The sequence below is a fragment of the Flavobacterium sp. Sd200 genome, assembly GCF_009826935.1.
In the GTDB taxonomy this organism is placed as follows: Bacteria; Bacteroidota; Bacteroidia; order Flavobacteriales; family Flavobacteriaceae; genus Flavobacterium.
In genome coordinates this window covers 479,481-493,956 of the sequence record NZ_WUMN01000003.1, presented here as the reverse complement: position 1 = coordinate 493,956, position 14,476 = coordinate 479,481, and the positions used below count along the sequence as shown (strand labels likewise).

General features: G+C 41.2%; 11 protein-coding genes and 4 tRNA genes. All 15 read right to left on the bottom strand.

Features of this window, described 5'->3' with window-relative positions; all coding sequences use genetic code 11:
- Positions 1-5: 5 nt before the first annotated feature.
- The 15 genes from rpoC to GR160_RS11335 all read right to left on the bottom strand — a co-directional run bounded on the left by rpoC (position 6) and on the right by GR160_RS11335 (position 14,407).
- Entirely contained in the window at positions 6-4,307 is a 4,302-nt protein-coding gene (gene rpoC, locus GR160_RS11405) for a DNA-directed RNA polymerase subunit beta' (RefSeq protein ID WP_160749989.1), read from the bottom strand.
- A 73-nt stretch (positions 4,308-4,380) separates the two neighbouring features.
- Positions 4,381-8,193 carry a DNA-directed RNA polymerase subunit beta gene (gene rpoB, locus GR160_RS11400; protein WP_160749988.1) on the bottom strand — a complete coding sequence of 1,271 codons (3,813 nt, stop codon included), beginning with the start codon at positions 8,191-8,193 and terminating at the stop codon, positions 4,381-4,383.
- Positions 8,194-8,320: 127 nt separating this feature from the next.
- Positions 8,321-8,695 carry a 50S ribosomal protein L7/L12 gene (gene rplL / locus GR160_RS11395; RefSeq protein ID WP_160749987.1) on the bottom strand — a complete coding sequence of 125 codons (375 nt, stop codon included), beginning with the start codon at positions 8,693-8,695 and terminating at the stop codon, positions 8,321-8,323.
- 68 nt (positions 8,696-8,763) lie between these two features.
- Positions 8,764-9,279 (bottom strand): 50S ribosomal protein L10, encoded by a 516-nt coding sequence (rplJ, locus tag GR160_RS11390; protein ID WP_160749986.1) that lies wholly within the window; start codon positions 9,277-9,279, stop codon positions 8,764-8,766.
- Between the two features lie 23 nt (positions 9,280-9,302).
- Positions 9,303-9,992: a 50S ribosomal protein L1 gene (rplA, locus tag GR160_RS11385; RefSeq protein WP_160749985.1), complete on the bottom strand. Its 690-nt coding sequence runs from the start codon at positions 9,990-9,992 to the stop codon at positions 9,303-9,305.
- A 21-nt stretch (positions 9,993-10,013) separates the two neighbouring features.
- Complete coding sequence (gene rplK / locus GR160_RS11380) at positions 10,014-10,451, bottom strand: 50S ribosomal protein L11 (RefSeq protein WP_160749984.1); 438 nt, start codon at positions 10,449-10,451, stop codon at positions 10,014-10,016.
- Positions 10,452-10,520: 69 nt separating this feature from the next.
- Positions 10,521-11,072, bottom strand: coding sequence for a transcription termination/antitermination protein NusG (nusG, locus tag GR160_RS11375; protein WP_160749983.1), 552 nt, complete (start codon positions 11,070-11,072; stop codon positions 10,521-10,523).
- A gap of 10 nt (positions 11,073-11,082) precedes the next feature.
- Complete coding sequence (secE, locus tag GR160_RS11370; RefSeq protein WP_237421212.1) at positions 11,083-11,277, bottom strand: preprotein translocase subunit SecE; 195 nt, start codon at positions 11,275-11,277, stop codon at positions 11,083-11,085.
- Positions 11,278-11,295: 18 nt separating this feature from the next.
- Positions 11,296-11,366, bottom strand: a tRNA-Trp gene (locus tag GR160_RS11365).
- A gap of 55 nt (positions 11,367-11,421) precedes the next feature.
- Positions 11,422-12,606, bottom strand: coding sequence for an elongation factor Tu (tuf, locus tag GR160_RS11360; protein ID WP_160749981.1), 1,185 nt, complete (start codon positions 12,604-12,606; stop codon positions 11,422-11,424).
- Positions 12,607-12,661: 55 nt separating this feature from the next.
- Positions 12,662-12,733 (bottom strand) — tRNA-Thr (locus GR160_RS11355).
- 92 nt (positions 12,734-12,825) lie between these two features.
- Positions 12,826-12,906, bottom strand: a tRNA-Tyr gene (locus tag GR160_RS11350).
- A 108-nt stretch (positions 12,907-13,014) separates the two neighbouring features.
- Positions 13,015-13,088 (bottom strand) — tRNA-Thr (locus GR160_RS11345).
- 90 nt (positions 13,089-13,178) lie between these two features.
- Positions 13,179-13,481, bottom strand: a complete 303-nt coding sequence (gene hpf / locus GR160_RS11340; protein WP_160749980.1) for a ribosome hibernation-promoting factor, HPF/YfiA family — start codon at positions 13,479-13,481, stop codon at positions 13,179-13,181.
- A gap of 26 nt (positions 13,482-13,507) precedes the next feature.
- The gene (locus GR160_RS11335) at positions 13,508-14,407 is read right to left on the bottom strand and encodes a tyrosine-type recombinase/integrase (protein WP_160749979.1); all 900 of its coding nucleotides are present in this window, start codon (positions 14,405-14,407) and stop codon (positions 13,508-13,510) included.
- Between the last annotated feature and the right edge of the window lie 69 nt (positions 14,408-14,476).

Sequence of the window (14,476 nt, the reverse complement as noted above, 5' to 3'; positions counted from 1 at the left end):
TACTATTAATAGTTAAATTCCTCTTTCGGAGTTAATAACTCATTATACTCTTCATCTTTAGAACCTACAACAATGTTATCGTAGTCTCTCATACCTGTACCTGCAGGTATTCTGTGACCAACAATTACATTTTCTTTAAGTCCTTCAAGACCGTCTACCTTACCGGCTACTGCTGCCTCATTAAGAACTTTTGTAGTTTCCTGGAACGATGCTGCAGAGATGAACGATTTGGTTTGAAGCGAAGCTCTTGTAATACCCTGTAGTACCGGAGTCGCCGTAGCCGGAACCACGTCTCTTGCCGATACCTGAGTTTTGTCGTTACGCTTAAGCAGAGAGTTTTCGTCTCTTAGCTCGCGCGGTGTAACGATCTGACCCGGTTTAAGGTTATCAGAATCTCCTGCATCTTCTACCACTTTCATTCCGTAAAGCTTGTCGTTCTCATAGATAAAGTCAGACGTGTGTATCAGTTGATCTTCAAGGAACAGGGTATCACCCGGATCCTGAACCTGTACTTTACGCATCATCTGGCGTACAACAACTTCAAAGTGTTTATCGTTGATTTTCACACCCTGAAGACGGTAAACCTCCTGGATCTCGTTTACAAGATACTGCTGTACTGCAGATGGCCCCTGTATCCTAAGGATATCTTCCGGAGTTATAGCACCGTCAGATAGTGGCATACCCGCTTTAACGTAGTCGTTTTCCTGAACAAGGATCTGGTTAGAAAGTTTCACAAGATACTTTTTAATCTCACCAAATTTAGATTCGATCACGATCTCACGGTTACCCCTCTTGATCTTACCGAACGATACCACACCGTCTATTTCAGATACTACAGCCGGGTTACTTGGGTTACGTGCTTCAAGAAGCTCAGTAATCCTTGGTAAACCTCCGGTAATATCACCAGCTTTAGACGAGCGCCTTGGTATTTTCACAAGGATCTTACCAGCTTTAATTTTCTCACCGTTATCTACCATAAGGTGGGCACCCACAGGTAGGTTGTAAGAACGTATCAACTCACCATCCTTACCATAGATAAGTAGTGTTGGAATAAGTTTTTTGTTCCTTGCTTCAGAAATTACTTTTTCCTGAAAACCTGTTTGCTCATCGATCTCAACCATGAACGATTGTCCCTGTTCGATATCTTCATAAGCTACTTTACCGGTAAACTCAGAAATAATAACACCATTATAAGGGTCCCATTTACAAATAAGGGCTCCTTTTTCTACAACATCGCCATCTTTTACAAAAATGCTCGAACCATAAGGTATGTTGTGTGTATTTAATACGATACCTGTGTTAGGGTCTACAAGTTTAAGCTCAGTAGAACGCGATACAACAATATCAGTTTCGTTACCTTCAGTATCTTCACCAACTACAGTTTTAAGATCTTCAATTTCAAGACGACCTGCAAAACGTGTAACGATGCTAGATTCTTCAGACATACCACCCGCAACACCACCAACGTGGAATGTACGTAGTGTAAGCTGAGTACCCGGCTCACCAATAGATTGTGCAGCAATTACACCAACAGCTTCACCTTTTTGAGTCATCTGGCCTGTTGCAAGGCTACGTCCGTAACATTTTGCACAGATACCTTTTTTAGCCTCACAGGTTAGCGGAGAGCGCACTTCTACCCTTTCAATAGGAGCAGCGCTTATAGCTCTAACTTCAGCTTCTTTAATTTCGTCACCACCACGAACAAGTACTTCGTTTGTAAGTGGGTTAACAACATCCTGAAGCGCCACACGACCAAGAATCCTTTCGCCAAGCGTTTCAACGATCTCTTCGTTATTTTTAAGTGCCGTAACCTCAATACCACGAAGTGTACCACAGTCTACAGAGTTTACAATAACATCCTGAGATACGTCTACAAGCCTCCTTGTAAGGTAACCGGCATCGGCCGTTTTAAGAGCCGTATCCGCAAGACCTTTACGGGCACCGTGCGTAGAGATAAAGTATTCAAGGATCGAAAGGCCTTCCTTAAAGTTAGAAAGGATTGGGTTTTCGATAATCTCACCACCACCGGCAGTAGATTTTTTAGGCTTGGCCATCAAACCACGCATACCTGTCAACTGACGAATCTGCTCTTTAGAACCCCTCGCCCCAGAGTCAAGCATCATGTACACCGAGTTAAAGCCCTGTTGGTCTTCGCGGATGTTTTTCATGGCAAGCTCAGTAAGCATGGCGTTGGTAGAAGTCCAAACGTCAATTACCTGGTTGTAACGCTCGTTGTTGGTAATAAGACCCATGTTATAGCTCGCAGAGATCTCTTCAACTTTAGAGTTTGCGTCATCTATAAGCTCCTGTTTCCTTGCAGGGATAATAATATCACCTAAGCTGAATGACAAACCACCCCTAAAGGCAAATTTGTAACCCATATCTTTCATATTGTCAAGGAACGCAGCAGTTGTAGGTACATTGGTAACACTTAAAATTTTACCAATAATATCCCTTAACGATTTTTTGGTAAGTACCTCGTTTATATAACCCGCAGCTTCAGGAACTACTTCGTTAAACAATACCCTACCGGCTGTTGTCTGGATAATTTTCCAAACAAGCTCGCCATTTTCATTAAAGTCTTTAGCACGGATCTTAACGCGAGCGTTAAGTTCCAGCCTGCCCTCATTAAGAGCAATATTTACTTCTTCGGCAGAATAGAACACAAGGTCTTGGCCAAGAATTTTTAAAGTATCAGTACTTAAACGCTCTTTGGTCATGTAATACAGACCAAGAACCATGTCCTGAGAAGGTACAGTTACCGGAGCACCGTTGGCAGGGTTAAGGATATTGTGCGATGCAAGCATTAACAGCTGTGCCTCAAGAATAGCCTCTGGCCCTAACGGAAGGTGTACCGCCATCTGGTCACCATCAAAGTCGGCATTAAACGCCGTACATACCAATGGGTGAAGCTGGATTGCTTTACCTTCGATAAGTTTTGGCTGGAATGCCTGTATACCAAGTCTGTGAAGAGTTGGGGCCCTGTTTAAAAGTACCGGGTGTCCTTTAATTACATTTTCAAGGATATCCCAAACTACAGGTTCTTTTTTATCAATTATTTTCTTAGCCGATTTAACCGTTTTTACAATACCACGCTCTATCAGTTTACGGATAACGAATGGTTTGTAAAGTTCTGCAGCCATATCTTTAGGAAGACCACACTCAAACAGTTTCATCTCAGGTCCAACAACAATTACCGAACGTGCAGAATAGTCAACACGTTTACCAAGTAGGTTTTGACGGAAACGTCCCTGTTTACCTTTTAATGAATCAGATAGTGATTTAAGCGGCCTGTTAGATTCTGTTTTAACAGCAGAAGCTTTTCTTGTGTTATCGAAAAGTGAATCTACAGATTCCTGTAGCATACGCTTTTCGTTACGAAGGATCACTTCAGGAGCTTTGATCTCCATTAGCCTTTTCAGACGGTTGTTACGGATGATAACCCTACGGTAAAGGTCGTTAAGGTCAGACGTAGCAAAACGGCCACCGTCAAGCGGCACAAGCGGACGAAGTTCTGGCGGTATAACCGGAATAACTTTAAGGATCATCCACTCTGGGCGGTTTTCCCTGTTAAAGTTAGATTCACGGAAAGACTCTACAACCTGTAGCCTTTTAAGGGCTTCAGTTTTACGTTGTTTAGAAGTTTCGTTGTTGGCACTGTGGCGCAGTTGGTAAGAAAGCTCATCAAGATCTATTCTTGCAAGCAAATCCATAATACACTCCGCACCCATCTTGGCAATAAACTTATTAGGGTCTGTATCGTCAAGATATTGGTTTTCCTGCGGAAGTGAATCCAGTATGTTTAAATATTCTTCTTCGGTTAAAAAGTCTAACCTGTTCAGGCTGTCGCCGTCCGGCCCTTTAGCAATACCCGCCTGTATAACCACATACCTTTCGTAGTATATGATCATATCCAGCTTTTTAGAAGGCAAACCAAGGATATAACCTATTTTATTAGGAAGTGAACGGAAATACCATATATGTGCAATAGGCACCACAAGGTTGATGTGGCCCACCCTATCACGACGCACTTTTTTCTCGGTAACTTCAACACCGCATCGGTCACAAACGATACCTTTATAACGAATCCTTTTATATTTACCACAAGCACATTCAAAATCCTTTACAGGACCAAAAATACGCTCGCAAAAAAGGCCGTCCCTTTCTGGTTTGTGGGTACGATAGTTAATGGTTTCCGGTTTTAAAACCTCACCCCTCGACTCTGCAAGTATAGACTCCGGCGAAGCAAGGCCTATAGATATCTTGTCGAATCTTTTAACGGTATTTTTATCTTTTAATCTTGTCATGATATGTATCTACCAATTATTAAAAAAGTATGTAAAGGGAACGGCAAAAACCGCTCCCTTTTTTTTTGGAAAATTATTCTTCTAATCTGATGTCTAATCCAAGACCTTTAAGTTCATGCATCAATACATTGAACGATTCCGGTAATCCTGGCTCCGGCATGGTTTCACCCTTAACGATAGCTTCGTAAGTTTTAGCCCTGCCTATTACGTCATCCGATTTAACGGTAAGTATCTCCCTAAGCGTGCTCGACGCACCATAAGCCTCAAGAGCCCAAACCTCCATCTCCCCGAAACGCTGACCACCAAACTGTGCTTTACCTCCAAGAGGCTGCTGCGTGATAAGCGAGTACGGACCAATAGAACGCGCGTGCATTTTATCATCAACCATGTGGCCCAGTTTAAGCATGTAGATTACACCTACGGTTGCCGGCTGGTGGAAACGCTCTCCTGTACCACCATCATATAGATACGTGTGGCCAAAGCGAGGGATTCCTGCTTCATCTGTTAATGCATTGATCTGGTCTAACGATGCACCGTCAAAAATAGGCGTTGCAAATTTGCGGCCTAAGTTCATACCTGCCCATCCAAGTACCGTTTCATATATCTGCCCGATGTTCATACGCGATGGTACACCAAGCGGGTTAAGCACGATATCTACAGGAGTACCGTCTTCAAGGAAAGGCATATCTTCATGACGAACGATCCTGGCAACAATACCTTTGTTACCGTGACGACCCGCCATTTTATCTCCCACTTTAAGCTTACGTTTTTTAGCAATGTAAACTTTAGCAAGTTTTAAGATTCCAGACGGAAGCTCATCTCCTACTGTAATGGTAAATTTCTCTCTCCTTAAAGCCCCCTGAAGGTCGTTAAGCTTAATTTTATAGTTGTGGATAAGGTCGTTAACCATAGCATTGGTCTCATCATCTGTAGTCCACTGCCCTTTAGTTAAGTGAGCAAAATCCTCAACAGCATAAAGCATTTTCTGGGTATATTTCTTGCCTTTTGGCAGTACTTCCTCACCAAGATCGTTCATTACACCCTGAGATGTTTTGCCGTTAACCACGTTAAACAACTTGTCAATAAGCCTGTCTTTAAGCTCTACGAACTTAACTTCAAACTCGCCTTCAAGTTTAGTCAAATCATCCTTATCTTTAGTACGTTTGCGTTTATCCTTAACGGCACGCGCAAACAGTTTCTTATCAAGAACCACACCATGAAGTGACGGAGACGCTTTTAATGAAGCATCTTTAACGTCGCCAGCCTTATCGCCAAAGATGGCGCGAAGAAGTTTTTCCTCCGGTGTTGGGTCGCTCTCTCCTTTTGGAGTGATCTTACCAATAAGGATATCGCCAGGTTTAACCTCGGCACCAATCCTGATCATACCGTTCTCATCAAGGTCTTTAGTAGCCTCTTCAGAAACGTTTGGTATATCGTTGGTAAGTTCTTCGTTACCCAATTTGGTATCCCTAACCTCAAGTGAATAATCATCCACGTGGATTGAAGTAAAGATATCATCACGAACCACTTTTTCAGAGATTACGATAGCATCCTCAAAGTTGTATCCTTTCCATGGCATGAACGCCACTTTAAGGTTACGTCCAAGAGCAAGCTCACCGTTTTGGGTAGCATAACCTTCACAAAGTACCTGTCCTTTAACAACCCTGTCACCTTTTCTAACAATTGGCTTAAGGTTTATACTTGTACTTTGGTTGGTCTTCCTGAACTTAATAAGCTGGTATGTTTTCTCGTCCGGATCAAAGCTTACGCTTCTCTCACGATCGGTCCTATCATATTTAATTGTAACCTGATTAGCATCTACATACTCAACAGTACCACTGCCTTCGGCATTGATAAGTACCCTTGAGTCTGAAGCTACCTGGCGCTCCAATCCTGTACCCACAATTGGGGCTTCCGGACGTAAAAGAGGAACTGCCTGGCGCATCATGTTAGATCCCATCAGCGCACGGTTCGCATCATCGTGCTCAAGGAACGGAATAAGCGATGCCGATATAGATGCAATTTGGTTAGGGGCAACGTCAGTATAGTGTACCGCTGTTGGCTCTAACACAGGGAAGTCACCCTCCTCACGGGCAATAACTTTCTCAGCAGTTATCACACCGTTGTCATCCATTTCAATATTCGCCTGGGCAATAAGTTTGCCTTCCTCCTCTTCTGCACTTAAATAAACAGGCTCGCTTACAAGATCTACTTTACCCTCAGTAACTTTGCGGTAAGGTGTCTCAATAAAGCCCATTCCGTTTACTTTAGCATAAACACCAAGCGAAGAGATCAAACCAATGTTCGGTCCTTCAGGCGTTTCAATTGGACATAAACGGCCATAGTGCGTGTAGTGAACGTCTCGAACCTCGAAACCTGCCCTTTCACGGCTAAGACCACCTGGTCCAAGTGCAGAAAGCCTACGCTTGTGCGTAATCTCGGCAAGAGGGTTGGTCTGGTCCATGAACTGTGAAAGCTGGTTAGTACCAAAGAACGAGTTGATAACCGACGACAATGTTTTGGCATTGATAAGGTCGATAGGTGTAAACACCTCGTTATCCCTAACATTCATACGCTCACGGATAGTTCTAGCCATACGTGCCAAACCTACACCAAACTGAGCCGATAACTGCTCACCTACTGTACGCACACGACGGTTAGAAAGGTGGTCAATATCATCAATCTCAGCTTTAGAGTTTATAAGCTCTATAAGGTATTTAACTATAGTAATGATATCCTCTTTGGTAAGCACCTGCTTATCCATAGGGATGTCAAGATTAAGTTTTTTGTTCATCCTGTAACGGCCAACGTCTCCAAGGTTGTAACGCTGGTCTGAGAAGAACAGTTTATCTATAATGCCACGAGCCGTTTCCTCATCAGGTGGTTCTGCATTACGCAGCTGACGGTAAATGTGCTCTACAGCTTCTTTTTCAGAGTTTGTAGGGTCTTTCTGGAGCGTATTATGGATAATAGCATAGTCAGCCTGGTTGTTATCCTCTTTATGAAGCAGTATCGATTTTACATTAGCCTCAATAATCTCCTCAACATTATCTTTGTCGATAAGAGTATCCCTGTCTAATATAATTTCGTTACGCTCAATAGATACTACCTCGCCTGTATCCTCATCCACAAAATCCTCGTGCCATGTGTTTAACACACGTGCAGCAAGTCTCCTGCCTATATATTTTTTTAAGCTTGTTTTAGAAACTTTAATTTCTTCCGCAAGGTCAAATATTTCAAGGATGTCTTTATCCCTTTCGAAACCAATGGCACGGAAAAGGGTTGTAACAGGAAGTTTCTTTTTCCTGTCAATGTAAGCATACATAACACTGTTAATGTCTGTAGCGAATTCTATCCATGAACCTTTAAAAGGTATTACCCTTGCAGAGTATAGTTTTGTTCCGTTTGCGTGGAACGACTGGCCAAAGAATACACCGGGAGACCTGTGAAGCTGAGAAACAACTACACGCTCTGCGCCGTTGATAACAAAGGTGCCGCTTGGTGTCATATAAGGTATAGTACCTAAATAAACATCCTGTACAATTGTTTCAAAATCCTCATGTTCAGGGTCTGTACAATATAGCTTTAAACGCGCTTTTAGCGGCACGCTATAAGTTAAGCCCCTGTCTATACACTCTTCAATTGAATAACGTGGCGGGTCAACAAAGTAATCAAGGAACTCCAGTACGAACTGATTTCTTGTATCAGTGATCGGAAAGTTTTCCATGAAGGTGTTATAAAGACCTTCGTTGCCTCTTTCATCCGATTTTGTTTCAAGCTGGAAAAAATCCCTGAACGATTTTACCTGAATATCCAGGAAGTCCGGGTAGCTTGGGATGTTTTTTGTTGAGGCAAAATTTAATCTTTCAGTCTGATTTGTTATCATCAATGGACAAAATTTTGATTAAAATAAAATATATTGGGTCGTATAAAAAGTTATTATACGAAAAATGGTTTAGGCCTTTGAGAGTTCTTCCCAAGGCCTAAACCTGAATTTTTAAACTTATGTAAGCTTATTTAAGCTCAACAACAGCTCCAGCCTCTTCTAATGATTTTTTAAGACCTTCAGCCTCATCTTTAGAAACACCTTCTTTTACATTTGCAGGAGCACCGTCTACAAGATCTTTAGCTTCTTTAAGACCTAGGCCAGTAAGTTCTTTAACCGCTTTCACAACAGCAAGTTTAGAAGCACCAGCATCTTTAAGAACTACAGTAAATTCAGTTTGCTCAGCAGCAGCAGGAGCATCAGAAGCAGGACCAGCTACAGCAACTGCAGCAGCAGCAGCAGGCTCAATACCATACTCTTCTTTTAATATTGCAGCAAGCTCGTTTACTTCTTTAACTGTTAGGTTAACCAGTTGCTCTGCGAATTGTTTCAAATCTGCCATTTTTTCTATCGTTTTAAATAGTTTGTAATATATAATTTATTAAGTGCGTTCGTCGCGTATTATCCGGATTATTTCTCAGATAATGTTTTAAGGATGCCAGCAATTTTGCCACCGCCTGATTTAAGGGCAGAAACAACATTTTTAGCAGGAGACTGAAGTAGACCAACGATTTCGCCGATAACTTCGTCTTTAGATTTAAGAGATACAAGTGCATCAAGCTGATTGTCTCCGATAAATACCGCTTCGTGAATGTAAGCCCCTTTTAATACAGGCTTATCAGACCTTTTACGGAATTCTTTGATAATTTTAGCCGGTGCATTACCGTTATCAGCTATAAGAATAGAAGTGTTGCCTTTTAGTATGGTTGGTAATTCACCATAGTTATTAGACGTGCCTTCCATAGCTTTTTCAAGCAATGTGTTTTTAACAACCTCAAGCTTGATACCTGCTTTAAAGCAAGCCCTTCTTAAGTCTGAAGTAACTGAAGCATTTAGTCCTGAAATATCAGCAACGTAAACTACGTTTGCCTCGGCTAACTGAGCAGTTAAATCTTCAATAACTCTTGATTTTTCTTCTTTAGTCATAATAAAAAATTTTTAACTACCAATTATACCGCTTTAGTATCTAAAGGTATAGCAGGGCTCATAGTACTAGAGATGTGGATACTCTTAATATATGTACCTTTAGCTGCAGTTGGTTTTAATTTAATCAATGTTTGAATAATTTCGTGCGCGTTCTCAGTTATCTTGTCAGCATCAAAAGAGATCCTTCCTATACCTGCATGAACAATACCGGTTTTATCAACTTTAAAGTCAATTTTACCAGCTTTAACTTCTGCAACGGCTTTAGCCACGTCCATAGTTACAGTTCCTGTTTTAGGGTTTGGCATTAAGCCACGAGGACCTAATATTCTACCTAACGGACCTAATTTACCCATAACGCTTGGCACAGTGATGATAACATCAACATCCGTCCATCCGTCTTTAATTTTTTGAAGGTAATCATCTAAACCTACATGGTCTGCACCAGCAGCTTTAGCTTCAGCTTCTTTATCCGGAGTTACAAGAGCAAGAACCCTTACATCTTTACCTGTTCCGTGAGGAAGTGTTACAACACCCCTTACCATTTGGTTTGCTTTTCTTGGATCTACACCAAGACGCACCGCGATATCAACAGACTCGTCAAATTTTGCAGAAGCAACTGTTTTAATCAATGCAGAAGCATCTTTTAATGAATACAGTTTGTTCTTTTCAATCTTTGCAGCAGCCTCTTTCTGTTTTTTTGTCAATTTTGCCATTTCTTCTTGTTCTTTTTACGATTAAAAAGGAGCTGTTCCTGATACGGTTATACCCATAGATCTTGCAGTACCTGCAACCATGCTCATTGCTTTTTCAATTGTAAAAGCATTAAGGTCTGGCATTTTGTCCTCTGCAATAGCCCTGATCTGATCCCAGGTAACACTTGCAACTTTTTTACGGTTAGGTTCGCCAGAACCTCCTTTTAGCTTAGCAGCATCCAGTAACTGAATAGCAGCCGGTGGCGTTTTAACAACAAACTCGAAAGATTTGTCTTTATACACAGTAATTTGTACTGGTAATACTTTGCCGGGTTTATCCTGAGTTCTAGCATTAAATTGCTTACAAAACTCCATGATGTTAACACCAGCAGCCCCCAAAGCAGGTCCAACCGGTGGCGACGGATTCGCAGCACCTCCCTTAACTTGTAGTTTAACTACTTTACTAATTTCTTTAGCCATTTCTTTAAAAGATTTAGCACATCTTCAATTGGAAGCGAATGATGTGATTTATAATAAGTGTAACAAAAATTATACTTTTTCTACCTGCGTAAAACTCAATTCAAGTGGTGTTTTCCTTCCAAAAATTTTCACCATAACCTCAAGTTTACGTTTATCTTCGTTTACTTTCTCTACACTGCCATTAAAACCATTAAACGGTCCGTCTATAACTTTAATAGTCTCTCCTACTGTAAACGGTATCGACGAATTATCTGCCTTAACAGAAAGTTCGTCTACTTTGCCCAGCATACGGTTAACTTCAGATAATCTTAAAGGAACAGCATCGCCGCCTTTAGTTTCTCCAAGAAAACCAATAACACCGGTTATCGATTTAATAATATGTGGTATTTCGCCTGTTAAGTTAGCTTCTACCATTACATAGCCCGGAAAATAAACCCTGTCTTTGCTGATCTTTTTTCCGTCACGCACAGTTACCACCTTCTCAGTTGGCACAAGCACCTGAGAAACATAGTCTGCCATGCCATGTTTAGCTATCTCGGTTTCTATATAGTTTTTAACTTTATTTTCCTGACCGCTTACCGCCCTAACCACATACCATTTTTTGACATTGTTATCAGTCATCTCAATAAAATTAGTTTTTTAAGAAAGCATATAGTTTAGCAACAAGAACCTCAAAGCCCCTGTCTATACCAAAGGTAACTATAGCAAAAATCATCGAGAAAACAGCCACAACAATGGTAAGACGCTGCACCTCTGCCCACTCTGGCCATGTTACGTTATCTTTCAGCTCTGTAAACGCCTCAGATATATAATTGGTAATTTTCATCTTATATCTTTTTATTTGCACGGGCGGAGGGATTCGAACCCCCATCAACGGTTTTGGAGACCGCTATTCTGCCCTTGAACTACGCCCGTTTATTTAAAAGCCAGCCGATAAATACAAACCGGCCGGCTTTTATGTATTCAATAATTATAGTATCTCAGTAACCTGACCAGCACCTACTGTACGACCACCCTCACGGATAGCGAAACGTAGACCTACGCTAAGAGCGATTGGGCTAAGTAGTTGCACTTCGATTGTAAGGTTATCACCTGGCATTACCATCTCTACACCTTCTGGAAGAGTAATAGTACCTGTTACGTCAGTTGTACGAACGTAGAACTGAGGACGGTAGTTATTGTGGAATGGAGTGTGACGACCACCTTCTTCTTTTTTAAGGATATAAACCTCAGCTTTGAAGTGAGCGTGTGGCTTAACAGATCCTGGCTTGATAATAACCATACCACGACGGATATCAGCTTTATCAATACCACGAAGTAGAAGACCTACGTTATCACCAGCTTCACCACGGTCAAGGATTTTACGGAACATCTCAACACCTGTAATAGTAGATGTAAGTTTCTCAGCACCCATACCAATGATTTCAACTGCATCACCTGTATTAGCAACACCTGTTTCAATACGACCTGTAGCAACAGTACCACGGCCAGTAATTGTAAACACATCTTCTACAGGCATAAGGAATGGTTTCTCAACATCACGAACAGGAAGCTCGATCCACTCATCAACAGCAGCCATAAGGTTCATTACAGTTTCAACCCATTTTGGCTCACCGTTAAGTGCACCAAGAGCAGAACCCTGGATTACAGGACCATTATCACCATCATACTGATAGAAAGAAAGTAGATCACGGATTTCCATTTCAACTAGCTCAAGAAGCTCAGCATCATCAACCATGTCAACTTTATTCATAAATACAACCATTCTTGGAACACCAACCTGGCGACCTAGAAGGATGTGCTCACGAGTTTGCGGCATAGGACCATCTGTAGCAGCAACCACAAGGATAGCACCGTCCATCTGAGCAGCACCAGTAACCATGTTTTTAACGTAGTCAGCGTGACCAGGACAGTCAACGTGAGCATAGTGACGGTTAGCAGTAGCATACTCTACGTGAGAAGTATTAATAGTAATACCCCTTTCTTTTTCTTCAGGAGCGTTATCAATTTGGTCAAATGATTTTGCTTCAGAAAGACCTGCATCAGCCAATACTTTAGTAATAGCAGCAGTCAAAGTTGTTTTACCGTGGTCAACGTGCCCAATTGTACCTATATTAAGGTGCGGCTTCGACCTATCAAAAGTTTCCTTTGCCATGATTTAATAATTTAATCTTAGTTTATAATTAGTGTTCAAATTCATCTAAACTTTGAGCCAATGACGGGAATTGAACCCGTGACCTCTTCCTTACCAAGGAAGCACTCTACCCCTGAGCTACACCGGCCTCTTTAATTATTTTAAATTTTGAATTATTTTATCTTAAATTCAGCACCCGCATCATTCAAAATTCAAAACCCATCATTCAAAACAATTTTGTGGGGAGAGAAGGATTCGAACCTTCGAAGGTTTCCCAACGGATTTACAGTCCGTCCTCGTTGGCCGCTTGAGTATCTCCCCGAACCTTTACTTTTCAGTTGTTTTCAAAAAACGTTTTCACCACAATAACACAGCTACTTACTGAACTTCAATTTATTAACCTTTAAAAGGCTAAAACTTATTTTTTTGAGCCGATAGAGGGACTCGAACCCACGACCTGCTGATTACAAATCAGCTGCTCTAGCCAGCTGAGCTACACCGGCAACTCAATAAAAAAGTCCGCTATTTCTAACGGACTGCAAATGTATATAATTTATTTACTAATCAAAAATATTTCTAACTTTTTTTTCTAATTATGAATGCGCTCTGATTTTCTGTTTTCTCTTCATTAATAACCTCTCCATCGAATCTGCCGCAAGCTCTACCGCTTCCTCAAATGTTTTACACTGCTTTTTCACTATAAACTCGTCTCCCGGAACCGTCACTTTAACCTCCGCTATCTTATTTTCTTTTCCACTCGTATTATCCAGCTTAAAAAAAACATCCGAACTAACAACCCTGTCATAGTACTTTTCCAGTTTATCAAGCCTTAACTGAACAAACCCAACGAGCTTAGTGTCAACATTAAAGTTAACTGCATGAACATTCACTTTCATAATTAAAACATTTTAAATTAAACATCTCAAGAGCCATGACCACGCGGATGCGCATCGTTGTACACTTTTTTTAACTCGGCAAGACTGCTGTGGGTATATATTTGTGTAGAAGATAAACTGGCGTGCCCTAACAACTCTTTAACTGAATTCAAATCGGCCCCGTTGTTTAAAAGGTGCGTTGCAAACGTGTGGCGCAACACATGCGGACTGCGTTTTACCTTAGCGGAGACAACACTAAAGTAACAATTAATTAACCTATACACAAACGATTCACTAACTTTTTTACCCGAATCATTTAAAATTAACAAATCGCCACTTTCCTCTCCCTGCACCTGCCTTCGCTGCACTATATATTGCATAATCAAATCGGCAGTACAACCCAGCACCGGAAGAATACGCTCCTTATTGCGCTTGCCAAGCACTTTAAGCGTTTTGTTGGCAGGATCATAACTGTTTAATTTTAAAGAAATAAGTTCTGCCCTACGCATACCCGTAGTGTAAAGCAGTTCTATTATAAGCCTGTTCCTTATACCTGAAAAATCATCAGGAAAAGCATTAAAATCTATTACATCCGAAAGCTCTTTTTCAGAAAAAGGAACCTGAACCTTAGTTTCCGTCTTTAAAGACCTGTGTTTTTGCAGCGGACTTACAGTGATTTGCTTTGATTTAAGTAAAAACCTGTAAAAAGCTTTAAGCGAAGACACCTTGCGATTGACCGATTTATTAGCAATACCTGCCTCAACCAAACTAACTACCCAGCTGCGCACCTGACTGTAAACTACATTTTCAAGCACAGCACCGTCGTCTGCACCCTGAATAAATTGCTCAAAAGCCGAAACATCGTCAAGATATGCCCGCACCGTAAGCAAAGAATAATTTTTTTCGCTTAGCAAATAATCCTTAAAAGCCTGTTTATTTTGCACCATAAAAAAACCGTTAACAGCAAAATTAAACTTTTACTGCTAACGGTTTATATTTAAAGCTCCGAAAAATTA

What these genes read in the sequence shown, in the direction of transcription:
- rpoC (WP_160749989.1), bottom strand. Translation starts at nt 4,307, where the DNA reads ATGACAAGATTAAAAGATAAAAATACCGTTAAAAGATTCGACAAGATA.
- rpoB (WP_160749988.1), bottom strand. Translation starts at nt 8,193, where the DNA reads ATGATAACAAATCAGACTGAAAGATTAAATTTTGCCTCAACAAAAAAC.
- rplL (WP_160749987.1), bottom strand. Translation starts at nt 8,695, where the DNA reads ATGGCAGATTTGAAACAATTCGCAGAGCAACTGGTTAACCTAACAGTT.
- rplJ (WP_160749986.1), bottom strand. Translation starts at nt 9,279, where the DNA reads ATGACTAAAGAAGAAAAATCAAGAGTTATTGAAGATTTAACTGCTCAG.
- rplA (WP_160749985.1), bottom strand. Translation starts at nt 9,992, where the DNA reads ATGGCAAAATTGACAAAAAAACAGAAAGAGGCTGCTGCAAAGATTGAA.
- rplK (WP_160749984.1), bottom strand. Translation starts at nt 10,451, where the DNA reads ATGGCTAAAGAAATTAGTAAAGTAGTTAAACTACAAGTTAAGGGAGGT.
- nusG (WP_160749983.1), bottom strand. Translation starts at nt 11,072, where the DNA reads ATGACTGATAACAATGTCAAAAAATGGTATGTGGTTAGGGCGGTAAGC.
- secE (WP_237421212.1), bottom strand. Translation starts at nt 11,277, where the DNA reads ATGAAAATTACCAATTATATATCTGAGGCGTTTACAGAGCTGAAAGAT.
- tuf (WP_160749981.1), bottom strand. Translation starts at nt 12,606, where the DNA reads ATGGCAAAGGAAACTTTTGATAGGTCGAAGCCGCACCTTAATATAGGT.
- hpf (WP_160749980.1), bottom strand. Translation starts at nt 13,481, where the DNA reads ATGAAAGTGAATGTTCATGCAGTTAACTTTAATGTTGACACTAAGCTC.
- GR160_RS11335 (WP_160749979.1), bottom strand. Translation starts at nt 14,407, where the DNA reads ATGGTGCAAAATAAACAGGCTTTTAAGGATTATTTGCTAAGCGAAAAA.